Here is a 25,097-nt window from a genome sequence, read left to right on the forward strand (position 1 = left end):
GCAGTCGCGCGCAACGGTTTTGCGGTGCGCGGACACATTCCTACAGGCGCCGGCCGTGTCGCGCGAAGGCGGGATCGACCGGCGACGCGACGGGAGGGCCGCCGCCGTTTCCGCGGGCGCGATGAACGCGAGTCAGTCGGTGGCGGTCCGCGCGGCGAGCGTCGTGCGTGATTCGACGGGCCGCTCGCGCCGTCGCGTCGCGCCGACGAGCATGCCGGCGACGACGAGCGCGATGCCCGCGACACGCGTGCCGGTCAGCGTTTCGCCGAACAGGACGACCGCGAACAGCACGGCCGAAACCGGCGCGACCGCCGTGAAGAGGGCCGCCTCGGTGCCGCTCGTGCGCGCCGAACCCGCATACCAGCACAGATAGCCGAGCACGGTCGGAATCAACGCGTAGTACGCGATCGCCGACACCGCGCCGACGGTCCAGCCGCTCGCCAGCGCATGCCATTCGAACGCGGCCGGCACGAGTGCGAGCACGAAGCCGAGGCCCGACATCGCGGTGGAAAGCGCGAGCGGCGGCAACGGCGCGGCGAGCCGCCGGTTGAGCAGGATGAAGACCGCTTCGCATGCGACGGCCGCCAGCACCAGCGCATCGCCGGCAAGCGTCTGGAGCGACGGCATCGCGTGGCCCGGCGCGAACGTGACGAACAGCACGCCGGCCGTGGCGAGCGCGGCGGCCAGCCAGTCGCGCGGCGTCTGCCGCTCGCGCAGCACGACGGCCGCGATCAGCGTCGACATCGCCGGCAGCGTGCCGAGCATCACGCCCGCATCGAGCGGCGACGACAGCTTCGTGCCGCTGATCAGCAGCACCGTATAGCCGACGCCGCCCGCCGCGGCCTGGATCACGAGCAGCACGGCGTCGCGTGCGCAAATGCGCGGCCAGCGCATGCGCTGCGCGTGCATCAGCGCGAGCAGCAGCGGGGTCGCGATCAGGAAGCGCAGCGCGGTGGCCGCGAACGGCGGCAGGCCGCCGGCCGCGAGACGGCTCGCGATGACGGTGCTGCCGACGCCTGCCATCGCGGCGGCGAGATAGAGATAGCCGATCAGTCGTGTCTTCATGTGCCGCATCGTCGCGCACCGGCTAGCGCGCGTCTTGAACGAAATTGCAGCGCGGAGGGGTGTCGATGCGGTGTGCCGTCGATGTGGACGGACGCAATGGGGCGCGGCTGCCGTCGGAGCGGCAATCGCCTGCGAATGCAGGGCGCTCGACGGCCTCGAACTGCGCGGACGACAGCGCGACTCAGCCCGCCTGTGTGAACCGCCCCGGCGTGATCCCGAACTGGCGCGCGAACGCGCGCGTCAGGTGGCTCTGATCCGCAAAGCCGGCCTCGGCTGCGGCATCGGCGATCGGCAGGCCGCCGGCCAGCAGCGCACGTGCGAGCCGCGTGCGCTGCTGAACCAGATAGGCATGCGGCGTGATGCCGAGCTCGCGCGCGAAGCCGCGCAGCAACTGGAAGCGGCTGACGCCGCTCAGGTCGGCCAGCTCGGCGAGCGACACGGGCGCGCCCGGCGCTGCGTCGAGCCGCTCGCGGGCGACGCGGACCGCCGGCGCGACGCCCGCCGCCGGCAGCGTGCGGTTGGCATGCCGGGCGAGCAAACCGGCGACGAGCATCACGAGCGCTTCGTCGCGGGCCAGCGGCTGGGTTTCGCCTGCGACGATGCGCGCATGCAGCCGGCCGACCGCGGCGGCGAGCCGCGCATCGCGCACGGCCGGGTGCGCAAGCTCGACGCCGCCGAGGCCTTCTTCCGCCGCGATGCCCGCGACCAGCGCGGGGGCGAGGTACAGCATCCGCCAGCGCCGGCCGGCGCCGGCCTCAAGCGGCGAGCCGTCGTGCATCTCGCCGGGGTTGACCATGATCGCGTCGCCGGCCAGCGCGTCGACTTGCCCGCGGCCGCTCCACGACCGGTGCGCACCGCTGACGATCACGCCGACCCCGAATTCGTCGTGCGCGTGGCGCGGAAACGCGCGATCGGATTCGAGGCTGATTGCCTCGATGCCTTCATCGCTGCGTCGGTAATGGATGACACGGTGCATGTGCGCTCCTCGCGCCGGTCGCGGCGCGGATCACGTGCACTCTAGCGCGTTCCGGCGCCGCGCGCCCTTCATCCTTTTGGCGGATACCGCGCGGCGCACGCCGCCCGCACCATGTGCGCATGAGCAGCGTACACGGCCCGCCGGGCTTGAAGCTGCGCGGGAGACGGCAGGTGGAACGACAGGATCCGGTATTCATTCAGGTGGGCGCACTGGCGGACGGCTTCGCGCCGGAAGCGAACGTCCTCGCACCCGTCGACGCGCTCGTCGGGCGGACGCTGGCGCTCGGCGACGCAGCGGGCGTGTGGCGCGTCCATACGTTCGAGCCGGGTGCGCTGCAGTGGCGCGATCCGGCGACCGATACGCGCGGCCGCGCGCCGTGCCGCGTGACGCGGCTGCGCGACGGCCTGTACTTCGTCGACTACATCGATGCCACAGCTCGCGCGACATCGGTGAGTCTCGTGATCGATCTCGACACCGGCGTGTGGACGTCGGTCGTCGGGACCCTGCCGACGGAAGCCGACACGCGCATCGATGCGTTCACGCGCGTCGCGCGCGGGCTGCCGTTGACGGCCGTCGATGCGCAATTCCGGCACGGCACGCTCGGCGGCCACGCCCGGCCGGGGCCGCTGCATGCGCCCACGCGCGAGCTGATCGGCAAGCGGACGATGTACCGCTACAGCCCGACCGAATGCTACGAGCACATCTATCTGAACGAGAATTTCTACGCATGGCAGTGCCTGCAGGGCGTCGAACGCGGGCTGGCCGACGTCGACCGCTGTCATTACTTCAGGATCGCGGACGAGCTGTATCTGTTCGTGTGGCGCGAAAAGGTGGTGCCGACGCTCGGCGTCGTGCTGATCGATCTCGCGCAGCGCAAGACCGACGGCAAGATCTTCGGCTATCAGGGCGGCGATTTCGGCACGCTGTCGAATTTCCCGATCGGCGCTTACGCGCAGGTGCTGAACGAAACCGTGCACCCGCTCGGCGGCGAGGGGCAGCGATGACTGCCGTGCCGGGCAGCGGCCGCGTGCGTGCAGATTTCAGCGGGCGTGTCGTGCTCGTCACGGGCGCCGCACAAGGGATCGGCGCGGCGATCGCCCGCCGCTTCGCGGAATCCGACGCGTTCGTCGCGCTCGCCGACCTGAACGGCGACGCGGCAGCCGCGCAGGCCGACGCGCTGGCCGGTACGGGCGGCACGGCACGCGCGTATCGGGTCGATGCCGCGCGCCGGGATGAACTGGCTGCGCTCGTGGCGGCGGTCGAGCGCGATGGCGGCCGGCTCGATGTCGTCGTCCACAATGCCGCGTATTTTCCGTTGACGCCGTTCGCACGGATCGACGAACCGACGCTCGAGCGCACGCTGTCGGTCAACCTGTCGGCGCTGTTCTGGCTCGCGCAGGCCGCGTTGCCGGCGTTCGAGCGCGCGGGGGCCGGGCGGCTGCTCGTCACGTCGTCGGTGACGGGGCCGCGCGTCGCCTATCCGGGGCTTGCGCATTACGCGGCGTCGAAGGCCGGCGTGAACGGCTTCATTCGGGCGGCGGCGCTGGAGCTGGCGCGCCGCAACGTGACGGTCAACGGCGTCGAACCGGGAATGATCCGCACGCCGGCGGCCGCCAATCTCGGCGACGCGTCGGTCGCGGCGCAAATCGCGCGCGACATTCCGCTGGCACGGATGGGCGAGCCCGAGGACATCGCGAACGCAATGCTGTTTCTCGCATCGGCCGACGCGGCGTACATCACCGGGCAGACGATCGTCGTCGACGGCGGGGCGACCTTGCCGGAGAGCGGGGCGGTGCTGGGGGACGGGTAGCTGGCGGTGGTTGCGGCGAGGCCGCGCCGGCGTTGGCGTGCGGCCCGCGCGATGCGGGGCCGTGCCGGCCGCTGCCTCCGCCGCGACTACAGCCAGCCGTTGCGGATGAATTCGACGATCGAATAGCGACGTTGCTCGAGCTCGTGCTGCCGGACGGCCTCGACGATGCGCGATACGCCGTCCGCATAGGGCGTCGCACCGGATACGCGCGATTCGAACTGCAGGCTGCATGCGCCGTCGTCGATGCGTATCCGGTGAACCGCATGGCGGCCGAGCTGATCGTCGGGGATGCCGAATTCGCTGCGCTGCACGGCCGGGTCGCGCACGGAGCGGATGGCGGCCGGCTGCACGCCAAGTGCCTGGGCGATGCCGACGGCCGTGCCGGGGACGGACGTCTTGCCGGCCTGATGCGACTCGGTCACGCTGATTGCGCAGTCGCGAAACAGGTGGCCGCTGGTTTCCAGCATGCTCATGAACTTGAGCATCAGGATGTTCGTGTTCGGACACAGCACGACCGGAAAGCCGTACGTCCCGGTTTCGAGGTCGGAGCCGGTCGACAACTCGACGAGCGGCGACGCCGTGGCCTGGCAGAACGCGATCGCCACGGCGAGTTCGCGGCCGGAGCCGGCATGGACGACGATCGACCGGGCGTCGGTCCGCGTGCTGTCCGACCACGGCATCACGCGACAGGTGGCCGGGTCGAGCTGGTGCGAGCCGAGCAGCTCGTGGGCGAGCTTGCCGGTTCCGATGACGAGTACTTGCATGGGATTGACGGGTTGAGGTTCGGGATGCGAGAGCCGGCGGCGACACGGGCCGTCGGGCAGGCCGGCCCGGCTGTCGTGCCGCGCGCCGCGCGTGGCGGGCATCGCGCATTATGCCCGGCCGTCCGACTGCGCGCTTGTCGGGTTTCGCCGGCGATGCACGGGCTTGCGATCCGTCTCGCGATGCCGCAGCCGGCCGGTGCCCGATAATCACGGCGAAACGACGGCCCAACCGTATCGCTGCACCCTCGTCGCCGGGCGCACGAACGCGTGAACGGCGCTACGCTGTCGGCATTTGATCCAATCACCCTCGATCCGGGAGAACACATCGATGGAACACGACCTGAAAGGCAAGGCAGTCGCGATCACCGGCGGCTTCGGTCATCTGGGCATCGCGACGGCCGCGTGGCTCGGCGAGCGCGGCGCACGCGTCGCGCTGATCGGCCGCGGCGCGGCCCCGGCGGCGCAGGCGCTGCCCGGCGTGCCGGCCGATGCGCTGCGCATCGGCGGCATCGATCTCGTCGATCCGCAGGCCGCCGTGCAGGCGCTCGAAACGGTCAACCGCGAATTCGGCCGCGTCGACGCGCTGCTGAACATCGCCGGTGCATTCACGTGGCAGACGATCGCCGACGGCGACGCCGCCACGTGGGACCGCATGTACGAACTGAACGTGAAGACGGCGCTGAACGCGTCGAAGGCCGCGCTGCCGTACCTGGCGGCGAGCCGGGCCGGCCGCATCGTCAACATCGGCGCGGGCGCGGCATTCAAGGCCGGCGTGGGGATGGGCGCGTATGCGGCCGCGAAGGCGGGTGTCGCGCGGCTCACCGAGGCGCTGGCGGCGGAACTGCTCGATCGCGGCGTGACCGTGAACGCGCTGCTGCCGAGCATCATCGACACGCCGCCGAACCGCAAGGACATGCCCGACGCCGACTTCTCGCGCTGGGTGCGACCCGAACAGCTCGCGGCGACGATCGGATTCCTGCTGTCGGACGATGCGCAGGCGATCACCGGTGCGTCGATTCCGGTGAGTGGGCGCGTCGCGTAGCGCGCGGGGGAGGGGGCTCGCCAACGCCGGCCGTGCGTACAATGTCGCACCGGATTGCGCGACCCGACCCCGAGACCATGACTCAGCCCACCATTCTGATCGTCGAAGACGAACAGGCGATCGCGGACACGATCGTCTACGCCCTCGGCACCGACGGCATGCAGACCGTTCACTGCACGCTCGGGCAGGCGGCGCTCGACCGCCTGCGCGACACGCGTGTCGATCTCGTGGTGCTCGACGTCGGTCTGCCGGACCTCAGCGGCTTCGAGGTATGCCGGCGGCTGCGCACGTTCACCGATATTCCGGTGATTTTCCTGACCGCGCGGCACGACGAGATCGACCGGATCGTCGGGCTCGAGATCGGTGCCGACGATTACGTCGTCAAGCCGTTTTCGCCGCGCGAGCTGGCCGCGCGGGTGCGCGTGATCCTGCGCCGCTTCCACCGGGCGGCCACGCCGGAACCGGCGCCCGCATCTGCATCCGTATCCGCATCGGCGCATGTGTCTGCACCGGTCGCCACCGGCTTCGCGCTCGACGCCGACGGTGCGCGCGTGTCGTGGCTTGGCCACGCGCTGGACCTCACGCGCTACGAATTCGGGCTGCTGGCGCTGCTGGTCCGGCATCCGGGGCGCATCTATTCGCGCGAACAATTGATGGATCTCGTGTGGCACGAGGCGCTCGATTCGACCGACCGCACGGTCGACACGCACGTCAAGACGCTGCGCGCGAAGCTGCGTGCGATCGATCCCGAGCGCGACCCGATCCGCACGCATCGCGGGATGGGTTATTCGCTGCAACCGTAACGACCGGCACCGCCCATGCATATCGGCCTGCGCATCTTCTTCGGCTTTTTCCTGATCGTCGGCCTGGCCGCGCTGATCACGCTGCGCGTGTTCGTGCAGGAGGTGAAGCCCGGCGTGCGCGAAGCGATGGAGGACACGCTCGTCGATACCGCGCAGGTGCTGGCGACACTGGCCGCCGACGACATGGCGAACGGCCATATCGCCGACGGTGCGTTCGCACGGCAGCTCGGGAAACTGCACGAGCGCCCGGTCAGCGCGAACGTGTGGGGCATCCAGAAGAACGCGATCGGCTACCGTCTCTACATTACCGACGCACACGGCATCGTGCGCTACGACTCGGCCGGCCGCGCGGTCGGGCAGGACTATTCGCGCTGGAACGACGTGTACCGGACGCTGCGCGGCGAATACGGCGCGCGCAGCACGCGCAGCGATCCGAACGACGACAGCAGCACCGTGATGCACGTGGCGGCGCCGATCCGGCGCGGCAACGAGATCATCGGCGTGCTGACGATCGCGAAGCCGAACCAGACGGTCGCGCCGTTCATCGCGCGCAGCCAGCGCAAGATCATGCTGTACGGCGCGTTGCTGATGGGCGGCGCGATCCTGATCGGCGCCGCGTGCACGTGGTGGCTGGTGCTCGGGTTGCGGCGCCTGCAGCGCTATGCGCGGGCGATCGCGGCCGGCGAGCGCGCGTCGATGCCGCTGCAGGGCGCGAACGAGCTGGCCGAGCTCGGACGCGCGGTGGAAAGCATGCATCAGCGGCTGGAAGACCGGCAGTACGTCGAAACCTACATCCACACGCTCACGCACGAGATGAAAAGCCCGCTGGCCGCGATCAGCGGCGCGGCCGAGCTGTTGCAGGAGGACATGCCGGTCGCGAACCGCAGGCGTTTCACCGAGAACATCCGCCGTCAGGCCGGCCGCCTCGAACAGATGATCCGCAAGCTGCTCGCGCTGGCCGAGGTCGAGCAGAAGCAGCGCCTGTCGGTGCACGAGCCGGTCGCTCTGCGACCGGTGCTCGAGCAGCTCGTCGACGATATCGAGCCGCGCGCGCGGCAGCGCGGCGTGAGCCTGCGCATCGATGCGAACGATACGGCCGACGGGGGCGGTGCGGCGGTCGTCGACGGCGATCCGTTCCTGCTGCGGCAGGCGCTCGGCAACCTGCTCGATAACGCGCTGGATTTCGCGCCGCAAGGCAGCACGATCCGGATCGCGCTCGAGCGGCATCCGGCGGGCCGGGCGCACGTCGCGGTCGTGCGCGTCGCGGACGACGGTCCGGGCGTGCCCGACTATGCGCTGTCGCGCGTGTTCGAACGTTTCTATTCGCTGCCGCGCCCGGACGGGCAGGATCGCAGCACGGGCCTGGGGCTGTGCTTCGTCCGCGAAGTCGCGATGCTGCACCGTGGCCAGGTCGCGCTCGCGAACCGCGCGGAAGGCGGCGCGTGCGCGACGCTCACGTTGCCGTCGGCGGGCTGACCGCGCGCTTCACACCCGCCACACATTCGCTTCACGCCGGCTTCAATCGCGCTTCACCGGGGCCGCTCATGCTGGCCGTACCTTCCACTCCGGTACCTGCCAGCAATGAATCGAGTCCTGTTGTTCAAGTCCATGATTACCGCGCTTCTCGCGCTGGCGATCCTGATCCCGCTGCAGATGGTCCAGAGCATCGTGCGGGAACGCGCCGACTATCGGCAAAGCGCGCTGCAGAGTATCTGGGCGAGCTATGCGGGGCCGCAGACGGTGACGGGGCCGGTGCTCGTCGTCCATTACACGGAAGTCACGCGCGTGAGCGAAGACGTGCGCGCCGGCGGTAAGGCGAAAACCACCCTGAAAAGCGAGGAGAAACGGCTGCTCGTGTTCCCGAAGACGCTGAACGTCGACGGCACGCTGTCGGTCAGCGTGCGCTATCGCGGCATTCACAAGGCGCTCGTGTACGGGCTCGACAGCCGGATGACGGGCACGCTGCCGCTGCCGGACCTGAAGAAGCTGCCGCAAACCGACGGCCACGTGAGCTTCAAGGTCGACGACGCCTATGTCGCGCTCGGCATTGGCGACCTTCGCGGGCTGAAGGCGCAGCCCGATCTGCGTGTCGGCGGCAAGCGGATCGACGTGGAGCAGGGCACGCGGCTCGACGGCCTGCGCCAGGGCGTGCATGCGAACGTCGATCTCACGGCGCTGGCGGACGCAAACGCCGGGGCGACGGTCGTGCCGTTCAGCATCGGCCTGCCGCTAGCGGGCGCCGAATCGGTCGCGTTCGCGCCGGTGGGCGACCAGAACGACTTTTCGCTGAAATCGACGTGGCCGCATCCGAGCTTCGGCGGCGAATTCCTGCCGGCGGAGCGCACGATCGATGCGCGCGGCTTCGTCAGTAACTGGCACGTGACGTCGTTCAACACGAAGGCGCGCGAGCAGGTGGCGTCCGGCAACGGCGACGGCGGGATCGAGATGGCGTCGGTATCGGTGATCGAACCCGTGAACGTCTATCTGCAGGCCGAGCGCGCGACGAAGTACGGCGCGCTGTTCGTGATGCTCACGTTCGCGAGCTTCTTCATGTACGAGCTCGTGAAGCGGCTGCGCATTCACCCGATCCAGTACACGCTGGTCGGCCTGTCGCTCGCGCTGTTCTTCCTGCTGCTGCTGAGCTTGTCCGAGCACATTGCGTTCGGCTATGCGTATCTCGCGGCGAGCGGCGCATGCATCGGGCTGCTCGGCTTCTACCTGTCGTTCGTGCTGCACAGCGTGAGGCGCGGCGCGACGTTCGCCGCGCTGCTCGCGATGTTGTACGCGGCGCTCTACGGGCTGCTGCTGTCGGAGGACAATGCGCTGATACTCGGTTCGCTGCTGCTGTTCGCGATTCTCGCCGGCATCATGACGCTCACGCGCCGCGTCGACTGGTATTCGCTCGGCGCCGCGTGGCAGCCGCTGGCCGACAAGCCTGGGGCGGTGAAGCCGGGCGCGCCGGCGAAATAAGCGAGCGGGTTCCGCGCAAGCGCGCGCCGGTTGGAAATGCCGCGACCGGCGCGCGACTTCATGTGGGGCCGGCGTCTTTCACGCGGCCGTCTCGGGACGACGAAACCGCGCGAGCGGAATCTCGGCGATGGCCGCGATCTCGATCAGCAGGTCAGGATGGTAGAGACGCTCGACCTGGACGGTCGTCGTCACCGGATAGGGGGCGGCGAAGTACGTGTTGCGGAGGTTGCCGGTCTGCATGAACGTATCGATGTCGGTGGCGTAATGGACGAGCGAGATCACGTCGCGCATCTGCCCGCCCAGTGCGGCCAGCACGTCGCGGATGTTGTCGAGCGTTTGCCGAACCTGGGCGCGCATGTCGCCGGCGCCGACTACCTGCCCGTCGCGGTCGAGCGCGACCTGTCCCTTCAGATGCACGATCCGGCCATCGCCCTGGATCACGGCCATCGAGAACGCGCCGAACGGCGCCCAGACTTCCGGTGGATTTACGGCTTCGGCCATCGCGCAGCTCCTGTTGAACGGAAAATGGGGGCGAACGCAGCGGCGCACGGTACCCGACGAACGCACCATGACGGACGCGTTCGTCGTCGCCCGTCCGGCCTGCCGAATGGGGCGGCTACCCGGATCGCCCTATACTGACTACTCCACATTACCGGACCACGCCGTGCCGAACCAAGCTTCCGGAGATCCGTCCGTCGACGATCCCCGTCCGACCCCGCCTATCCAACCCGAACTGGAAGACTGCTGCAACAGCGGCTGCTCGCCGTGCGTCTTCGACCTGTACGACGAGGCGCTCGCGCGCTATCGCGTCGAGCTGGCCGAATGGGAGGCGCGGCAGGCGCAGCGCGAGCCTCACCGATGAGCCGGAGGCCGGCGCATCGCCGCGCATGCGCCGCGTTCGTTTTACGCGCCTCGACAGTACGGATTCCGTCGCGTGTCAGCGGTCACGCATCCGCATGCAGCCGCCGATGCAGCGGCCCGAGCGCCGTCGACAGCGCAATGCAGACCAGCAACACGACCGTCAGCGTGAACATCGACGTCCGGAATCCCTGCACGTAATCGAGCGCGGCCGGATGCACGCCGAGCCGCGCGAAGAACACGCCGCCGATCGTCGCGGCGCCGACCGCTGCGCCGATCTGCAGCATCGCGCTGACCATCCCCGACGCGACACCCGCGCGGGCCGCATCGACTTCCGCGAGCACGATCCGCACGACCGACGGCAGCACGAGCCCTTGCCCGATGCCGATCGCCGCGATGCCCGCATAGAAGCCGGGGCCCGGCGCGCCGTCGCGGGCGAGCGCGGCGGCGCTCGCGACGCCGGCCGCGAGCATCGCGAAGCCGAGCGTGAGCACACGATAGCCGCCGAAGCGGGCGACGAGGCGCGGCATCAGCAGCGGGCTCGCGAGGAAGCCGAGCCCGAGCGGCAGGATCGCGAACCCGGACGCGAGCGGCGACCAGTTCAGGCAGCCCTGCAGATAGATCCCGTAGCTCAGGAAGAACGCGCTCAGCATGTAGAACAGGAACGCGAGCAGCAGCCCGAGCGCGACGACCGGGTTGCGGAACAGGCGCACGTCGAGCAGCGGATCGTGGCCGCGCGCGAGCCGGCGCGCTTCGACCGTCAGCAGCGCGCCCAGCATCGGCAGCGCGCCGACGCCGCACGCGATCATCCACAGCGGCCAGCCGGCTTCGCGGCCGTGCGTGAGCGGGTACACGAGCATCAGCAGGAACAGCGACATCAGCACCGTGCCCGGCACGTCGATGCGCTGGCCGCGCGGCGCGCGGTTTTCCGGAATGAAGCGCCAACTGCCGATCAGCGCCAGGATGCCGATCGGCAGATTGACGAGGAAGATCGCACGCCAGCCGAGCCCGAACGGATGCAGGCTGATCAGTGCACCGCCGCCGAGCTGGCCGATCACGGCCGCGAGGCCGAACGCGAACCCGTAGAAGCCCATCACGCGCACCTGCTCCTGCGGGCTGAACACGCTGCGGATCGTCGCGAGCACCTGCGGCGCGAGGATCGCGGCGAACAGGCCCTGCAGCACGCGGCCGCCGACGAGCACCGTGCCGTTGCCGGCGAGCCCGCACAGCGTCGACGCGAGCACGAAGCCGGCCATGCCGATCATGAACATGCGTTTGCGTCCGTAAAGGTCGCCGAGGCGCCCGCCGGTGATCTGGACGACCGCGTTCGCGCACGCATAGGCCGACACGACGAGTTGCAACTCGGCCTGACGTGCGCCGATGCCGTCGCGAATGGCCGGGAGCGCGAGGTTCACGATGAAGTAGTCGAGCGGCGGCAGAATGGCGCCGACCAGCAGGACCACGAGCGCCCAGCCGTGGTGGCTGCGCGGCGTCGCGGCAGCCGCGCCGGCCGGCGCGCAGGGGGCAAGGGTGTTGTTGGTCATGGAAGCAGAATCCGAAAAAATGAGGGCCCGATGGATGAGGGACCCAGGCAGGCCATTGCCCCATTATTCTGAGCATCGGTCATGGTTCGGAAAAGCGGGAAAGAGTGGTAGCATCCATCGGGTTAATCGATGGATAAGGAATGACGATGCGCGGTTTCGATCTGGATCAGTTGCGCACTTTCGCGGCGGTCGCGGATGCCGGCAGCCTGACCGCCGCCGCGCCGCTGCTGCACCTGTCGCAATCGACGGTCAGCGAGCAGGTGCGCAAGCTCGAATCGCGCGCCGGCGTGCCGTTGTTCGTGCGGAGCAAGCGCGGCGTCGAGCCGACGCCGGCCGGCTCGCGGCTGCTGCAGCACGCGCGACGCATCGTCGCGTTGAACGAGGCCGCGTTCGACGAGTTGCGCGGGCAGGCGATCAAGGGCGAACTGCGTGTCGCGATCACCGACTATTACCGCACGAATGAAGTGGCGGGCATGCTGGCGCGGCTGCGCGAGTGCTACCCGCAGTTGAGCCTGCACGTGAGCGCGATGAAGAGCGTCGATATCGAAGCGGCGCACGCGCGCGGGCAGATCGACCTCGGCGTCGTGATGAACATGTCGAGCGGGCCGTTCCGGCCGGCGTCGGCCGACACGCGTTGGGTGCTGCGGCGCGAACCGCTGTCGTGGGTCGCATCGCCCGCGCTCGCCGAACAGTTGCCCGAACCGCTGCCGCTGGTGCTGCTGCCGGACGACTGCATGATGCATCAGGTCGCCGTGCGTTCGCTCGACGAACGACACACGCCGTACGTGCTCGTGCACAGCGCGTCGGGTGTCGCGGGCTTGCAGTCGATGCTCGCGGCGGGGCTCGGGGTCGGCTGCCTGTGCGCGTCGGCGATCGGCGACGGCCTGATGCGGCTCGGCACGAAATACCGGCTGCCGCCTTTGCCCGACACGGTGTTTTCGCTGACGCCGCCGTTGCCGGGCGAGCGCGAGACCGTCACCCAGGCGCGCGAGGTGCTGTCGCGTCAGTTGCTGATGTAACACCATGCCGCGCGTCACCTACGGGCGCGCCAGGGGGCTACGGGCATGAACGACGACGAACTGAAGAACCAGATGGCCGCGAAGCTGCAGCATGCGCTGGAGCGCGTGGTCGACGAGCGCTCGCTGGTCCACTTCCTGCGTGTGCTCGGCCATGACTGGCGCACGGAGCGGCAGCTCGAGGCCGATGCGCTGCTGTCGCCGTATGCCCACGCGGCGCTCGGCTGGGAAAACCGTTCGATCGGCGAATACCTGGAGGCGATGATCGACTGGGCCGAGGCGTCGGAAGACGGGCTGGGCTGCTACGACATGCCCGAGAACCCGTGGCGGCGCATCGCCGACATCCTGTTCGCCGGGAAAACCCACGAATGACGCGGCTCGCGCGATTCACGCACGCCGCTTTCTACTCGGCGACTTCATCGGCCGCGGACGCATACGCACGCAACCCGTTGGCCAGTGCATCGAACACGGCCCGGCAGCGCGGGCTCGTCCGCAGGTCTTCGTGCATCACAACCCAGGTTTCCAGCCGCATCGCGGGCCCGCCCGGCAGCACGCGCACGAGCCGCGCGTCGCGTTTCGCGAGCGCCGTCTGGCAGAAGCCGATCCCGTAGCCGGCACGGATCATCGCGAGCTGCGCGAGATTGCTGTCGGTGCGCAGCGCGAACGCGTCGCGCTTCCACATCGGCATTGCGCGCCCCGCGGAACGAATGAACGGCGTGACCGTATCGAAGCCGATCAGCGCGTGATGCGCGAGCGCGTCGATCGTCGCGGGCGCGCCGTGGTGCGCCAGGTAATCGTCGCGCGCGTACAGCCCGACCTCGATTTCGCCGACGCGCCGCGCGACGAGCGCGTCCTGCGCGGGCGGCGCCATCCGGACCGCGATATCGGCCTCGCGCTTCAGCACGTCCTGGATGCGGTCGGTCGGCACCAGCTCGATCACGAGCCCCGGATGATCGCGTCGCAATTGCGCGAGCATCGGCGGCAGCACCTCGACGGCGATCACGTCGCTGGCCGAGATCCGCACGATGCCGCGCACGCCCGCGCCGTGGCTGGCCGCCGCACGCTCGAACGCGGCCGCCGCGCTGCGCAGCGCCTCCGCATGGCCGCGCAGCGCGAGCGCGGCCTCGGTCGGCAGCAGGCCAGACGGCGAGCGTGTGAACAGCGTCTGGCCGAACGCCGCTTCGAGCGCCGCGACATGGCGGCCGGCCGTCGGCTGCGTGATGCCGAGCGCGCGCGCCGCGCCGGACAGCGAGCCTTCCGTCAGTACCGCTAGGAAGGTGCGGTAGCGTTCCCAGTTCAGGTCGGTGGTCATGCATAAATGTATAGCCGATCGTTTGGGTTAGGCAATTCCTTGATAGTCGCCGGCGCGCCAGAATGCGTGTCGTGATGGTTCCATTCAAGGGGAGCGGCAATGGCGAAGAACACAGGCGGGACGCAACGGCTGGCACTCGTGCTCGGCGCGAGCGGCGGAATCGGCGGGGAAGTCGCGCGGCAGTTGCGCGATGCGGGCTGGCAGGTGCGTGCGCTCAAGCGCGGGCTCGCTGCCGAGACCGTGGCGCGCGAAGGCATCGCATGGGTGCGCGGCGACGCGCTGGATCGCGATGCGGTGGTGCGCGCCGCACGCGGCTGCAGCGTGATCGTGCATGCGGTGAACCCGCCCGGATACCGGAACTGGGCTACGCAGGTGTTGCCGATGGTCGACAACACGATCGCGGCGGCCCGGGCCGCGCAGGCAACCGTCGTGCTGCCGGGCACGGTCTACAACTTCGGCGCCGATGCGTTTCCGGTGCTGCGGGAAGATGCGCCGCAGCATCCGGCGACCCGCAAGGGCGCGATCCGCGTCGAGCTGGAGCGGCGGCTGCAGGACGCCAGCGCGCACGGCGTGCGGGCAATCGTCGTGCGCGCCGGCGATTTCTTCGGGCCGCAGCTCGGCAACAGCTGGTTTTCCCAGGGGTTGGTCAAGCCGCGGCGGCCCGTCGCGACCGTCCGCGTGCCGAGCCGCGGCGTCGGCCATCAGTGGGCGTATGTGCCCGACGTGGCCCGCGTGATGGTCGAGTTGATCGAGCGGCGCGAGACGCTGGAGCCGTTCGCGCGATTTCATCTGGGCGGGCATTGGGACGAAGACGGCATGCAGATGGCGCTGGCCGTGCAACGCGTCGCGCAGCGGCACGGCATGCGGCCGGCGCTGCGCGATTTCCCGTGGTGGCTCGTGTGGGCAGCCGCGCCGTTCGTCACGACGCTGCGCGAATTGCTCGAGATGCGTTACCTGTGGCGCGAACCGATCCGGATGGACAACGCGCGCGTGACCGCGGTGCTCGGCCGGGAGCCGGTGACGCCGCTCGATACCGCGGTGGAGGCGACGCTGGCGGGGCTCGGGTGTCTCGGGTGAGCACGGGCGGGCAGCCCGGGCTGCGCCCGTGCACGGCAACGTGTCACGGCGAACCCGAGAACGCCCGGGACCACAATTCTCCACATACCCGCGTGCGTCCGATGCGCATCATGTCGATCGACACAGATCGGGCGGAAACGGGGGCGCGATGCGGTATTTCGGATGGAAAATGTCGGTTGCGGGGGCAATCGTGTTCACACTGAGCGGGTGTGCGAACCTGGCCGGTGTGCTGTACTGCGACAACTCGCAGTTCAACTTCCCGGACTACCACTGCTTCGAGTCGTACCGGTAGGAACGGGCGCGACGGCTGAAAGCCGTCGTGCCCGTGTTCCATGCGCTTTCCGCTCGCCGTTACGCGACGACCGGCAACACCTCGACCGCATACCGGTGTCGCAAGCTGCGTCGGAGCACCGGATCGTGCAACTCCATCTCGAATGCATCGCCGTCGTCCATCGCCGCGATCGCGCCGTGCACGGCGACCGTGCCGCCGTACATCGCGCAGCGTGCGGGCATCGTGCGGCGATCGTCGAACCGCTGCCACAGCACGTCGGGCGCGAGCAGGCCGCTGACCGCGCCGTGCTGGTACGCCACCCGTTCGCCATCGCGCGCAATCAGCCACGAACGCATCTCGAGCGTATCCCAGTGATCGGCGACATCCGCATAACGCCACGCGTCGCGGCCGAGCGGCTTCGCGCACACCTGCTTCGACACGGCGACGCCGTACGCTTCGACTTCGCGATCCGTGTGATCGGAGCCGACCGTGACCAGCGTGCCGGCCGGGCTGTCGACCAGCACGCATTCGATTTCGCCGCCCGAGCGCGCGCCGAGCACGCCGATCGAAGGCGCCTGCGTGAGCAGCGCGGACGACACGCGATAGAAGCACGGCGTGGTCGACGGCGGTGCGACGCCGAGCGCCGCGAGTTCGTCGATGTGCGCGCGGATCGCGGCCGGGTCGCGGCCGGCCCAGCCGGCGATCACGACGCGTTCGACGTCGGCGTCGACGGCGGCCGGCGTGCGTTGCGGGGAAATCACGTTGAACGACAGGGTTGGCATGCGGCTATCCGTTTGAAGTGCGAAGGAGTGAATCGGGGAGCGGCTGCGTTCAATCCTCGAGCGGCCGGTGCGCGGTCTCGCGCGCGGCGACGAGTGCGATCGACGTGACGACGAGCGCGGCGGTGACGTACAGCGACACGGCCGTCGTCGTGCCCGTCTGCCGGAACAGCGCGGCGATCACGAGCGGCGCGAAGCCGCCGCCGACGATGCCGGCGAGCGTGTACGCGAGCGACGCGCCCGCATAGCGCACGCGCGTCGGGAACTGTTCGGTCACGAACGCGCCTTGCGGGCCGTACATCACCGCATGTATCACGAGGCCGATCGCGACGGCCGCGACGATCGCCGCGGGGCGCGCCGAATCGAGCAGCGCGAAGAACGCGAACGCCCAGACGATGCCGGCAAGCGCGCCGGCGAGATACACGGGCCGACGGCCGAAACGGTCCGACAATGCGCCGAAGAACGGCACCGAGAGCGCGTTGCAGGCCGTGCCGATCATCACGGCCGTCAGCGCCACGGGGCGCGACAGGTGCAGCACGGTCGTCACGTAGGTCAGCGTGAACACGACGATCAGCGCATACAGCACGTCCGAGCCGATCCGCGAGCCGCCCGCGATCAGCAGGCGCTTCCAGTGGTACTTCAGCACGTCGGCGACGGGCACGTCGGCGGTCGCGTGCGATTCGGCGAGCTGCTCGAACTGCGGCGTTTCGTCGACGCCGCGCCGCAGCCAGAAGCCGAACACGACGAGCAGCGCGCTGGCCGCGAAGGGCAGGCGCCAGCCCCACGACAGGAACGCGTCGGACGTGGTGGACAGTGTGACGAGCGCGATGCAGCCGGTGCCGAGCAGCGTGCCGAACGACGGGCCGATCTGTGTCCACGACGCGGACAGCCCGCGCCGTTTCTGGTCGCCGTGCTCGACCGACAGCAGCACCGCGCCGGCCCATTCGCCGCCGAGCGCGACGCCCTGTACGAAACGCAGCGCGACGAGCAGGATCGGGCTCAGGATGCCGGCCTGCGCATAGGTCGGCAGCGCGCCCATCAGCGCGGTCGTCACGCCCATCAGCACGAGCGTGAGCATCAGCACCGCGCGGCGGCCGATGCGGTCGCCGAGGTTGCCGAACACGAAGCCGCCGAGCGGGCGCGACACGTAGCCGACCGCATAGGTCGAGAACGCGAGGATCGTGCCGGCCAGCGGATCGACCGACGGAAAGAACAGATGGTTGAAAACGAGCGCGGCGAGCGTGTTGTAGATCGTGAAGTCGTACCACTCGAGCGACGTGCCGATCATGCTCGCGGTCGCGAGTCGGCTGTTGCGGACACGGCGGGGCGCGTGGGCGGCGGGCTGGACGAGAGTGCTCATGGTATCGGGCAGGTCGTGACGGATGACGGGATGAAGCGCGGGGCCGGCGTGGGCGTCGGCGTCGAGCGTTCAGGCAGGCAGGGCGGCAGCGGCGGCCGGGTCGGCTGCGGTGTCGCGTCGCCGCGCAGGCAGCGGCGCGGCGGCGCGCCACAGCAGGTCGAAGGTGCGCACGTCGTCGTGCCCGGCGAGCGTCGCAGCCACGCGACGCGTGGCCGCCGCGTCGCTGCCTTCGATCAGCACGAGCGCATCGGCGGCCGGGCGGGCAGCCGCCGCGGCGCCGATCGGCGCGGACAGGTCCGGCGACGTGCGGAACAGCCGCGCGGCGTGGATACCCGGTTCGCGCAGCGCGGCGTCGAAGCGCGCGCGCAGATGCGGCACGTCGATGCGGTCCGGCGGCAGCACGAACAGCGCGAGATGCGCGCCTTCGCCGTCGCCGGCCTCGATCGTCAGCTCGCCGACGCGCCGCTGCGTGCCGGTCATGCGCTCGAAGTTCGCCATCGACCACGCGGTCTGCTGCGTGAACGCGCGCCGGTACGCGTCGCCGCGGAACACATCGAGCGCGTCGGTCACGTACAGCGCGAGGTATCGGCGCGGGCCGCCGTCGGTCGCGCGAAACCGCCGCGCATGCGTGAAGCCGGGAATCGCGACACGCTCCTGCATGTGCTCGCGGTCGTACCACGCGTTGAAATCGGCTTCGTGCGCGGGGTCGATATCCGTCCAGACGCAAAGCTGGCCGTGCGGAAGGGAAAGGCGGGTCATCGCGGGGTGCCTCGTGACGGGGGTGTCGGGAACCCCAGTGTCCCGAAGACGGGCCGCGCCCGTCCAACAAGAAAACAAATTCGCGGTGAACAGGTTTTCTTATGAGCGGCGCGGGCGGCGTTTCGCGGCAGGTATGGCAGGCGAGGCGGCCTTCGCCGTGCGCTTCGTTTTCGCCGACGTGCTCGTCGTCGTCCCGGTTGCGTTGCGCGTGGGCGCTGCGTCGACGCGATCGGAGGCGGCCGGCTTCGCGAGGTTCGCGGCGGCCGCCGTCGGGCGCGCGACTTCGCTCGCGAGTTCCGCGATGCGCGCGGCGACCGGCAGCCCCTGGCTGCGGTACGTCGCGACGAGCGGTAGCGCCGGGAACTCGGGCTCGACGTCGAGCAGTTCGAGCGTGCCTTCGTGCAGTTCGCGCCCGATGATCGCGGGCGGCAGCGCGGCCACGCCGAAGCCGTCCGCGACGAGGCGGATCATCGCGGCGACCGACGTGATGCAGTTGATGCTGGCCGGCCGTTCGACGGCTGCGAACAGCCGCTCGATCGTCGCGTGCGGTCCCGAGTGGCGCGAGAAGCTGATGATCGGAAACCCGGCCAGACGCGCGACGTCGAGCGGCTGGCCGCCGAGCCCGAGGCGCGGGCTCGCGGCCCAGCGCACCGGGAATTCGCACAGCGGCAGGTTCGTGAAGTCCGGCCCCGGCACCGGGTCGGTCTGCAGAATCAGGTCGACGCCGTCGGTGCTGAGCAGGCGGATCAGGTGCAGCGTCGTGTCGCTCGTGATCTCGACGTCGAGGCGCGGATAGCGCTCGCGCAGTTGCGCCATCAGCGCGGGGAACCAGCTGTGCACGATCGATTCGATCACGCCGATCCGGATCAGGCCCGCATCGCTCGCCGCGTCGATGTCGCGCCGCATTTCGCCGTCGAGCCGCACGATCCGCTCCGCGTAGGCCAGCATGCGCCGGCCCGCGGGCGTGAGCGTGGCCGAGCGCGTGTTGCGGTCGAACAGGCGCACGTCGAACGCCTCCTCGAGCGATGCGATGCGGCTCGACACGGCGGCCTGCGTCGTGTGCAGTTTCTCGGCGGTGAGCCGGAAGTTTTCCAGCTTCGCGAGCCAGACGAAGGTTTCCAGAAACCGGATGTTCATCGCATTCCGAACGGTGAGGCGGTGCCGCGCCAGGCGGCGGATCGGGACGATGTTAATGGATTCGGGCGCGGGCCGGCGCGTGCGACGCCTTCCGGTGGCGTCAAGGCCGGTCGAACGCGAGCGTCGGTACGTCGACGCTCGTCGCGCCGCCGTCCGCGACGAGCGTCGCGCCGGTCACGAACGAGGCGTCCGGCGACGCCAGGAATGCGCAGACGGCCGCGATCTCGTCGGGGTCGGCCGCGCGCCGCAGCGGCACGTCGGCGCTGACGCGGGCATACGCAGCGTCGAGCGAATCGCCGTGCGCGGCCATCAGCGGTGCCATTTCCGCATCGGCCATCGGCGTGCGGACCCAGCCGGGGCAGACGGCGTTCGCCCGCACGCCGTGCGGGCCGTAGTCGCGTGCGAGCGATCGCGCCAGCCCGAGCAGCGCGTGCTTGCCGACCGTGTAGCCGCATACGCCCGGCCCGGCCGCGAGCGCCGCGATCGACGCGACCAGCACGATATTGCCGCGCTGCGCGATCAGGTCGGGCAGGCACGCGCGCGCGCTGACGAATGCTGTGTCGAGGTTCGCGCGCATCGCGTCGCGCCACTGCGCGTCGTCGGTTTCGTCCGCGCGGCCGATGCCGTGGCCGCCCGCGCATGCGACGAGCGCATCGACGCGGCCGAAGCGTTCCGCGATGCGCGGCAGGAAGCCGGCCCAGTCGGCGGTGCCGGCGGCGTCGCCCGCGAGCGCGAGGCCGCCCGTTTCGGCCGCCAGCGCGTCGAGCGGTGCCTGGCGGCGCCCGATCAGCACGACGCGGTCGCCGCGACGGGCGAAGCGGCGCGCGCATGCGGCGCCGATGCCGGTGCCTGCGCCGGTGATCGCGATCGTGCGGGGGGGCGGGTGCGTCATGTCGTTCTCCGGAAAAGGGGGCGTTCCGGCCACTTTATGCGGCGCGGGCGCACACCGGTATCCGCCGAAAGGATGAATGCCGGCCGTCCGGTCGTCCGTCTGGCTGGGCGCGGCGGCCGTCGCGCATTTTGCAAAGGCTGACGATGTTTGCCGTCGAATCGTTCTATCCTCCACATTTTTGAGATAAGTCGCGAAAGCCCGGCAAAATAGCGCGGGCGGATGCACGCAACGGCGCGCGGCGCGTCGGCCTGCCGATTCCGTCGTACGAATCGGGCGGCAGGCGGGATCGGCGCGAGCGGGCGTCCGATGCGCAGGCAGCGCGTCCGCCGACGGCTCGTGTCGCCACGGCGTATCGCCCGGTTGCGCGTTCGCGCGGCCGGACCATCGACAAAAGAACAGGGAGGGGCCGGCAATGAGGCTGGACGACGAAAGAGAAAGCGTCAACGTCGAGGATCGACGCGGCGCCGGCGGGTTCGGCGGCGGGCGCGCGACGATCGGCATCGGTACGATCGTGGTCGCGCTCGCCGCATCGTATTTCTTCGGCATCGACCCGCGCGTCGTGCTCGAAGGCGCGTCGGCGCTGCAGGGCCGCCAGCAGCAGGCGCAGCCCGCGCCGACCCAGCGCCAGGGTGCGCCGGCCAACGATCCCGGCGCGGTGTTCACGCGCAAGGTGCTCGGCAATATCGAACGCACGTGGACGGATGTGTTCAACACGCAGCTGCACGCGCAGTACGAACCGCCGAAGCTCGTGATGTTCACGAACTCGACGCCGACCGCGTGCGGCACCGGCCAGACCGCGATGGGGCCGTTCTACTGTCCGGGCGACCGCAACGTGTATATCGATCTCGGCTTCTACGACGAGCTGCGCAAGCGTTTCGGCGCGGGCGGCGATTTCGCGCAGGCCTATGTGATCGCGCACGAAGTCGGCCATCACGTGCAGAACCTGCTCGGCATCGCCGACAAGGTCGACGCCGCGCGCCGGCGGTCGAGCCAGGCGCGCGCGAACGCGCTGTCGGTGCGCATGGAGCTGCAGGCCGACTGCTTTGCCGGCGTGTGGGCGAACAACGCGCAGCGCGCGAACCAGCGGCTGATGGAGCCGGGCGATTTCGAGCAGGGGCTGAAGGCCGCCGCGGCGATCGGCGACGACCGGCTGCAGCAGCAAGGGCAGGGCTACGTCGTGCCCGAAAGCTTCACGCACGGCACCAGCGAGCAGCGCGTGTACTGGCTGCGGCGCGGGATGGAGTCGGGCGAGGTGAGCGCCTGCGACACGTTCGCCGCGAACGCACGCTGAAACGACGCGCGCGCAGCGTCGCGCGCCGATATCGTCCCGGTTGAACCGGCCACCGCGGCCGGGGCCGGGACGATTTGCCGATTTGTGCTCACCGGCGCTTTTCGGCGCCGGTAGGCTGGGCCGGACTTCGAGATTCGCATCCGCCCGCCGGCCGATTCCCCATGCCCGTCTTGTCCGTTCCAGCCGACCACGCTCCCGCCGACTGGCAACGCGCGCTGCGCGCGTGCGTGGAGGCGTTCGACGCGTTTGCGAGCCCGTCGGCGATCGTGTTCTACCGGCTCGACCAGAGCGGCGAGCCGGCCGATTTCGAGCTGTTCGGGATGCCGGAATCGATGCATCGCACCTACGTCGCCCGCTACCGGATGCTCGATCCGCTCCATCCGTCGCGCTGCGCGGCGGGCGAATGCGCGGTCGTCACGCTCGCGTCCCAACTGCCCGACGAGCGACGTGACGCCTCCGCGTACTGGACCCGTTTTCTGCTGCGCCACGACGTGGCCGACGTCGTCGAGATCTGGCTGCGCGACGCGGGCCGGACGATCGGCGCGTTCTCGCTGCTGCGCTTCGGCATCGGCGACGCGAACGGCAACGGCAGCGCCGGCCGGTTCGCACCGGGCGAGATCGATGCGCTCGCGCGGCTGCAGCCGGTCGCCGAAGCCGCGCTGAGCCCGCTGCTGCGCGCGCGGCGCGGCATCCACCGGATCGGCTGCGAAGAACGCCTGACCTACCGCGAGGAGCAGATCGCGCGGCTCGTGCGCGACGGCCGCTCGAACAAGGAGATCGCACGCGATCTCGCGCTCGGGCAGCCGACGATCAAGACGCACCTGATGCGCATGTACCGCAAGCTCGGCGTATCGAACCGCACGGAGCTGGTCGGGGCGTTGTTCCTGTAATTCAGCGGATAATCGTGGTCCGGACATCGAACCTTTCACGATCGCGGATTCATGAATACCAAACCGCTGCTGGCCGTGCTCCTCGCCTTGCTGGGTTCCTCCACGGCCTTCGCGCAAGAAGGCGACCGCGACGCCTGCGTCGTACTGCAACCGACCCGGGCATTGGCCGACGACGTCGGCGTGGCGGGCGGCTATCCCGGCGACGGGTGGCTTGGACTGGCGCCGGACGGGAACCACTGGAAGCTGGCGCTGGCGCGTATCCGGTTCGAACCGGCGCAGCCGGACGGCGAAGTGGTGGACATCACGTCCGACGTGAAGAACGCCATTGCGCTGCTTCACTGCAAACCGCTCAGGCAGGGCAAGGTCGACGCGGCGAACCTGGCGTTCTCGAACGACGGGAGGACGATCGAGGCTGGTGACAAACCGCTGCGTTTCGGCTTTCATGGCCGCGAGTACGATCTGCGCTACACCGCGTCCGGTTCGGTGATTGCCGAAGGCGGCGGAAAGCGGTCGGTTCTGCGCGACTTCGGCGGCGGCACACCGCCGTTCCGCGCGTCCCTGGTATGGGTGGGCGACCTCGACCGCGACGGCCGGCCGGACTTCCTGATGGAATTCGGGAGTGAGATCGGCTCCAGCTTCTGCCTGTTCACATCGGGCCGCGCCGAGCAAAACGAGCTGGTCGGGCACGCAGGCTGCATGGACGCCAGCGGCTGACCGGCAAATGACACGGATGCCGGCTGACTGAATACGCCGACGGGTCGTTCGTTCCCGTCAAGTGCGCGCCCCTGTACCTGCCTGCCGGCGCTGAATGCCGGTGCCGGCACCCACCTCCGCGGTTCCCACGCGCTGCCAATTTGCGCTCACCGGGCGCGATTCCCCGTCGATACAGTGGTCCGACGCCCGCGTGCCGCACCGGCACGCGGTCCAGCCACGACCATCAACGAGACGCCCATGAGCAACACGAACTTCGTCGCCGTCAGCGACACCGTGCGCACTTTCGTCGCGCGCGATTTCGGCCTCTTCATCGACGGTGCAATGCAGCCCGCGCACGCGGCCGCGCGGCTCGACGTGTACGACCCGGCCACGGGCGAGCGGCTCGCGACCGTCGCCGATGCGGACGCGCACGACGTCGACCGTGCGGTCGCGAGCGCGAAACACGCATTCGACGCGCGCGTGTGGAGCGGGCTGCGGCCGGCCGACCGCGAACGCATCCTGCTGAAACTCGCGGACCTGATCGAAGCCGATGCCGAAACGCTCGCGCAGCTCGAAACGCTGAACCAGGGCAAGTCGATTCACGTGTCGCGCGCGATCGAGGTCGGCGCGAGCGTCGAATACGTGCGCTACATGGCCGGCTGGGCGACCAAGATCACCGGCCAGACGCTCGACGTGTCGATCCCGTTCCCGCCCGGCGCGCGCTATACGGCCTATACGCGCAAGGAGCCCGTGGGCGTGGTCGCCGCGATCGTGCCGTGGAATTTCCCGCTGATGATCGCGGTGTGGAAGCTGATTCCCGCGCTCGCGGCCGGCTGCACGATCGTGCTGAAGCCGTCGCCGGAAACGCCGCTCACCGCGCTGCGCCTGGCCGAGCTCGCGCTCGACGCCGGCGTGCCGCCCGGCGTGTTCAACGTGGTCACGGGCGGGCGCGTCTGCGGCGCGGCGCTCGCGAGCCATCCGTCGATCGCGAAGATCTCGTTCACCGGATCGACCGCGACCGGCAAGCTGGTCGGCGCGGCGGCCGTGCAGAACATGACGCGCTTCTCGCTCGAACTCGGCGGCAAGAACCCGATCGTGATGCTCGACGACGTCGACGTCGCGCAGGCGCTCGACGGGGTGGCCGCCGGCGCGTTCTTCAACCAGGGGCAGGTATGCGCGGCCGCGTCGCGCATCTACGTGCATCGCAGCAAGTTCGCGTCGCTCGCGGAGGGCCTCGCGGGCGTCGCGCGGTCGATGAAGCTCGGCGCGGGCCTCGACACCACCGCGCAGATCAACCCGCTGGTCTCCGCGCACCATCGCGACAAGGTCGTCGAGCACATCGAAGGCGCGCGCCGCGCGGGTCTCACGTTCCTCGCGGGCGGCACGCCGGCCGACGATCTGCCCGGCTATTACGTGAAGCCGGCCGTGATCGCCGATCCGCATCCGGACAGCGCGATCGTGCGCGACGAGGTCTTCGGCCCGGTGATCGTCGTCGTGCCGTTCGACGACGCGGCCGACGCGGTGCGCCTCGCGAACGCGTCGCCGTACGGCCTCGCCGCGAGCATCTGGAGCAACGACCTGACACGCGTGATGAACCTGGTGCCGCGGATCGAGGCCGGCACCGTGTGGGTGAACTGCCATATCCCGCTCGATCCGTCGATGCCGTTCGGCGGCTACAAGCAATCGGGCATCGGCCGCGAATTCGGTCAGTACGCGATCGAAGGCTTCACCGAAACCAAATCCGTCTGCATCGCGCACTGAACGCGCGGCGCTCGAACCCGAACGAAC

The 25,097-nt window shown here is 69.8% G+C and carries 25 protein-coding genes; 14 read left to right on the forward strand and 11 right to left on the reverse strand.

Annotated features, from left to right (window positions below; genetic code table 11):
• Positions 1-132: 132 nt before the first annotated feature.
• The gene (locus WT53_RS14705) at positions 133-1,065 is read right to left on the reverse strand and encodes a DMT family transporter (RefSeq protein ID WP_059832157.1); all 933 of its coding nucleotides are present in this window, start codon (positions 1,063-1,065) and stop codon (positions 133-135) included.
• Positions 1,066-1,246: 181 nt separating this feature from the next.
• A complete protein-coding gene (locus WT53_RS14710) occupies positions 1,247-2,041 on the reverse strand; it encodes an AraC family transcriptional regulator (RefSeq protein WP_060260347.1) in 795 nt (264 codons plus the stop codon).
• 170 nt (positions 2,042-2,211) lie between these two features.
• Between WT53_RS14710 and WT53_RS14715 the strand changes: the two genes are divergently transcribed.
• Positions 2,212-3,045, forward strand: a complete 834-nt coding sequence (locus WT53_RS14715) for a molybdenum cofactor biosynthesis F family protein (protein WP_060260407.1) — start codon at positions 2,212-2,214, stop codon at positions 3,043-3,045.
• On the forward strand, positions 3,042-3,851 hold the full coding sequence (locus tag WT53_RS14720) for an SDR family oxidoreductase (RefSeq protein ID WP_060260351.1): 810 nt from the start codon (positions 3,042-3,044) through the stop codon (positions 3,849-3,851). The genes WT53_RS14715 and WT53_RS14720 overlap by 4 nt, the downstream gene beginning before the upstream one ends.
• A gap of 86 nt (positions 3,852-3,937) precedes the next feature.
• On the opposite strand, the gene WT53_RS14725 is transcribed toward WT53_RS14720, so the two are convergent.
• Positions 3,938-4,615, reverse strand: coding sequence for a dihydrodipicolinate reductase C-terminal domain-containing protein (locus WT53_RS14725; RefSeq protein ID WP_060260354.1), 678 nt, complete (start codon positions 4,613-4,615; stop codon positions 3,938-3,940).
• Positions 4,616-4,943: 328 nt separating this feature from the next.
• On the opposite strand from WT53_RS14725, the gene WT53_RS14730 reads away from it, so the two are divergent.
• From WT53_RS14730 to creD, 4 genes are all read left to right on the forward strand, one after another.
• Entirely contained in the window at positions 4,944-5,657 is a 714-nt protein-coding gene (locus WT53_RS14730; protein WP_059780601.1) for an SDR family NAD(P)-dependent oxidoreductase, read from the forward strand.
• 77 nt (positions 5,658-5,734) lie between these two features.
• Positions 5,735-6,460 carry a two-component system response regulator CreB gene (gene creB / locus WT53_RS14735; RefSeq protein WP_059780600.1) on the forward strand — a complete coding sequence of 242 codons (726 nt, stop codon included), beginning with the start codon at positions 5,735-5,737 and terminating at the stop codon, positions 6,458-6,460.
• Between the two features lie 15 nt (positions 6,461-6,475).
• Positions 6,476-7,936: a two-component system sensor histidine kinase CreC gene (gene creC, locus WT53_RS14740; protein WP_060260357.1), complete on the forward strand. Its 1,461-nt coding sequence runs from the start codon at positions 6,476-6,478 to the stop codon at positions 7,934-7,936.
• A 105-nt stretch (positions 7,937-8,041) separates the two neighbouring features.
• The gene (creD, locus tag WT53_RS14745; protein ID WP_059780598.1) at positions 8,042-9,430 is read left to right on the forward strand and encodes a cell envelope integrity protein CreD; all 1,389 of its coding nucleotides are present in this window, start codon (positions 8,042-8,044) and stop codon (positions 9,428-9,430) included.
• Positions 9,431-9,508: 78 nt separating this feature from the next.
• Here the strand turns inward: creD and WT53_RS14750 are convergent, their stop codons facing one another.
• Positions 9,509-9,931 (reverse strand): RidA family protein, encoded by a 423-nt coding sequence (locus WT53_RS14750; protein WP_060260358.1) that lies wholly within the window; start codon positions 9,929-9,931, stop codon positions 9,509-9,511.
• A gap of 163 nt (positions 9,932-10,094) precedes the next feature.
• Here WT53_RS14750 and WT53_RS32415 point away from each other — a divergent pair, with 163 nt between their 5' ends.
• Positions 10,095-10,292, forward strand: a complete 198-nt coding sequence (locus WT53_RS32415; protein ID WP_080747639.1) for an oxidoreductase-like domain-containing protein — start codon at positions 10,095-10,097, stop codon at positions 10,290-10,292.
• Between the two features lie 82 nt (positions 10,293-10,374).
• Here the strand turns inward: WT53_RS32415 and WT53_RS14760 are convergent, their stop codons facing one another.
• The gene (locus tag WT53_RS14760) at positions 10,375-11,832 is read right to left on the reverse strand and encodes an MFS transporter (RefSeq protein ID WP_034204479.1); all 1,458 of its coding nucleotides are present in this window, start codon (positions 11,830-11,832) and stop codon (positions 10,375-10,377) included.
• A 146-nt stretch (positions 11,833-11,978) separates the two neighbouring features.
• Here WT53_RS14760 and WT53_RS14765 point away from each other — a divergent pair, with 146 nt between their 5' ends.
• Together WT53_RS14765 and WT53_RS14770 are read left to right on the forward strand one after the other, a co-directional pair.
• A complete protein-coding gene (locus WT53_RS14765; protein ID WP_060260410.1) occupies positions 11,979-12,851 on the forward strand; it encodes a LysR family transcriptional regulator in 873 nt (290 codons plus the stop codon).
• A gap of 45 nt (positions 12,852-12,896) precedes the next feature.
• Positions 12,897-13,220 carry a hypothetical protein gene (locus WT53_RS14770; RefSeq protein WP_060260364.1) on the forward strand — a complete coding sequence of 108 codons (324 nt, stop codon included), beginning with the start codon at positions 12,897-12,899 and terminating at the stop codon, positions 13,218-13,220.
• A 31-nt stretch (positions 13,221-13,251) separates the two neighbouring features.
• On the opposite strand, the gene WT53_RS14775 is transcribed toward WT53_RS14770, so the two are convergent.
• Positions 13,252-14,160 (reverse strand): LysR family transcriptional regulator, encoded by a 909-nt coding sequence (locus tag WT53_RS14775; protein WP_059780596.1) that lies wholly within the window; start codon positions 14,158-14,160, stop codon positions 13,252-13,254.
• 99 nt (positions 14,161-14,259) lie between these two features.
• On the opposite strand from WT53_RS14775, the gene WT53_RS14780 reads away from it, so the two are divergent.
• Complete coding sequence (locus tag WT53_RS14780; protein WP_060260368.1) at positions 14,260-15,237, forward strand: NAD-dependent epimerase/dehydratase family protein; 978 nt, start codon at positions 14,260-14,262, stop codon at positions 15,235-15,237.
• Between the two features lie 351 nt (positions 15,238-15,588).
• Here the strand turns inward: WT53_RS14780 and WT53_RS14785 are convergent, their stop codons facing one another.
• The 5 genes from WT53_RS14785 to WT53_RS14805 form a co-directional block, all read right to left on the reverse strand.
• Positions 15,589-16,290: a DUF2848 domain-containing protein gene (locus WT53_RS14785; protein WP_060260371.1), complete on the reverse strand. Its 702-nt coding sequence runs from the start codon at positions 16,288-16,290 to the stop codon at positions 15,589-15,591.
• 49 nt (positions 16,291-16,339) lie between these two features.
• Positions 16,340-17,647, reverse strand: coding sequence for an MFS transporter (locus tag WT53_RS14790; RefSeq protein ID WP_373558449.1), 1,308 nt, complete (start codon positions 17,645-17,647; stop codon positions 16,340-16,342).
• A 69-nt stretch (positions 17,648-17,716) separates the two neighbouring features.
• Positions 17,717-18,406: a DUF4286 family protein gene (locus WT53_RS14795; RefSeq protein ID WP_060260374.1), complete on the reverse strand. Its 690-nt coding sequence runs from the start codon at positions 18,404-18,406 to the stop codon at positions 17,717-17,719.
• Positions 18,407-18,505: 99 nt separating this feature from the next.
• Entirely contained in the window at positions 18,506-19,543 is a 1,038-nt protein-coding gene (locus tag WT53_RS14800) for a LysR family transcriptional regulator (protein ID WP_060260377.1), read from the reverse strand.
• 100 nt (positions 19,544-19,643) lie between these two features.
• A complete protein-coding gene (locus WT53_RS14805; protein ID WP_060260382.1) occupies positions 19,644-20,435 on the reverse strand; it encodes an SDR family NAD(P)-dependent oxidoreductase in 792 nt (263 codons plus the stop codon).
• Positions 20,436-20,847: 412 nt separating this feature from the next.
• Between WT53_RS14805 and WT53_RS14810 the strand changes: the two genes are divergently transcribed.
• The 4 genes from WT53_RS14810 to WT53_RS14825 all read left to right on the forward strand — a co-directional run bounded on the left by WT53_RS14810 (position 20,848) and on the right by WT53_RS14825 (position 25,070).
• A complete protein-coding gene (locus WT53_RS14810; RefSeq protein ID WP_034204488.1) occupies positions 20,848-21,726 on the forward strand; it encodes a neutral zinc metallopeptidase in 879 nt (292 codons plus the stop codon).
• A gap of 161 nt (positions 21,727-21,887) precedes the next feature.
• Complete coding sequence (locus tag WT53_RS14815) at positions 21,888-22,616, forward strand: LuxR C-terminal-related transcriptional regulator (RefSeq protein ID WP_060260385.1); 729 nt, start codon at positions 21,888-21,890, stop codon at positions 22,614-22,616.
• 51 nt (positions 22,617-22,667) lie between these two features.
• The gene (locus tag WT53_RS14820) at positions 22,668-23,330 is read left to right on the forward strand and encodes a hypothetical protein (RefSeq protein ID WP_060260388.1); all 663 of its coding nucleotides are present in this window, start codon (positions 22,668-22,670) and stop codon (positions 23,328-23,330) included.
• Positions 23,331-23,567: 237 nt separating this feature from the next.
• Positions 23,568-25,070 carry an aldehyde dehydrogenase family protein gene (locus WT53_RS14825; RefSeq protein ID WP_060260392.1) on the forward strand — a complete coding sequence of 501 codons (1,503 nt, stop codon included), beginning with the start codon at positions 23,568-23,570 and terminating at the stop codon, positions 25,068-25,070.
• The last annotated feature ends 27 nt before the right edge of the window (positions 25,071-25,097 follow it).

This window comes from Burkholderia sp. MSMB2157WGS (assembly GCF_001532755.1).
GTDB lineage: Bacteria > Pseudomonadota > Gammaproteobacteria > Burkholderiales > Burkholderiaceae > Burkholderia.

Excerpts from the sequence above, each read along its gene's own strand:
- WT53_RS14790 (WP_373558449.1), bottom strand. The coding sequence starts at position 17,647 with ATGAGCACTCTCGTCCAGCCCGCCGCCCACGCGCCCCGCCGTGTCCGC.
- WT53_RS14760 (WP_034204479.1), bottom strand. The coding sequence starts at position 11,832 with ATGACCAACAACACCCTTGCCCCCTGCGCGCCGGCCGGCGCGGCTGCC.
- creB (WP_059780600.1), top strand. The coding sequence starts at position 5,735 with ATGACTCAGCCCACCATTCTGATCGTCGAAGACGAACAGGCGATCGCG.
- WT53_RS14780 (WP_060260368.1), top strand. The coding sequence starts at position 14,260 with ATGGCGAAGAACACAGGCGGGACGCAACGGCTGGCACTCGTGCTCGGC.
- creC (WP_060260357.1), top strand. The coding sequence starts at position 6,476 with ATGCATATCGGCCTGCGCATCTTCTTCGGCTTTTTCCTGATCGTCGGC.
- WT53_RS14750 (WP_060260358.1), bottom strand. The coding sequence starts at position 9,931 with ATGGCCGAAGCCGTAAATCCACCGGAAGTCTGGGCGCCGTTCGGCGCG.
- WT53_RS14810 (WP_034204488.1), top strand. The coding sequence starts at position 20,848 with ATGAGGCTGGACGACGAAAGAGAAAGCGTCAACGTCGAGGATCGACGC.
- WT53_RS14800 (WP_060260377.1), bottom strand. The coding sequence starts at position 19,543 with ATGAACATCCGGTTTCTGGAAACCTTCGTCTGGCTCGCGAAGCTGGAA.
- WT53_RS14765 (WP_060260410.1), top strand. The coding sequence starts at position 11,979 with ATGCGCGGTTTCGATCTGGATCAGTTGCGCACTTTCGCGGCGGTCGCG.
- WT53_RS14775 (WP_059780596.1), bottom strand. The coding sequence starts at position 14,160 with ATGACCACCGACCTGAACTGGGAACGCTACCGCACCTTCCTAGCGGTA.
- WT53_RS14785 (WP_060260371.1), bottom strand. The coding sequence starts at position 16,290 with ATGCCAACCCTGTCGTTCAACGTGATTTCCCCGCAACGCACGCCGGCC.
- WT53_RS14725 (WP_060260354.1), bottom strand. The coding sequence starts at position 4,615 with ATGCAAGTACTCGTCATCGGAACCGGCAAGCTCGCCCACGAGCTGCTC.
- WT53_RS14705 (WP_059832157.1), bottom strand. The coding sequence starts at position 1,065 with ATGAAGACACGACTGATCGGCTATCTCTATCTCGCCGCCGCGATGGCA.
- WT53_RS14825 (WP_060260392.1), top strand. The coding sequence starts at position 23,568 with ATGAGCAACACGAACTTCGTCGCCGTCAGCGACACCGTGCGCACTTTC.
- WT53_RS14815 (WP_060260385.1), top strand. The coding sequence starts at position 21,888 with ATGCCCGTCTTGTCCGTTCCAGCCGACCACGCTCCCGCCGACTGGCAA.
- WT53_RS14770 (WP_060260364.1), top strand. The coding sequence starts at position 12,897 with ATGAACGACGACGAACTGAAGAACCAGATGGCCGCGAAGCTGCAGCAT.
- WT53_RS14710 (WP_060260347.1), bottom strand. The coding sequence starts at position 2,041 with ATGCACCGTGTCATCCATTACCGACGCAGCGATGAAGGCATCGAGGCA.
- WT53_RS14720 (WP_060260351.1), top strand. The coding sequence starts at position 3,042 with ATGACTGCCGTGCCGGGCAGCGGCCGCGTGCGTGCAGATTTCAGCGGG.
- creD (WP_059780598.1), top strand. The coding sequence starts at position 8,042 with ATGAATCGAGTCCTGTTGTTCAAGTCCATGATTACCGCGCTTCTCGCG.
- WT53_RS14805 (WP_060260382.1), bottom strand. The coding sequence starts at position 20,435 with ATGACGCACCCGCCCCCCCGCACGATCGCGATCACCGGCGCAGGCACC.
- WT53_RS14730 (WP_059780601.1), top strand. The coding sequence starts at position 4,944 with ATGGAACACGACCTGAAAGGCAAGGCAGTCGCGATCACCGGCGGCTTC.
- WT53_RS14795 (WP_060260374.1), bottom strand. The coding sequence starts at position 18,406 with ATGACCCGCCTTTCCCTTCCGCACGGCCAGCTTTGCGTCTGGACGGAT.
- WT53_RS14820 (WP_060260388.1), top strand. The coding sequence starts at position 22,668 with ATGAATACCAAACCGCTGCTGGCCGTGCTCCTCGCCTTGCTGGGTTCC.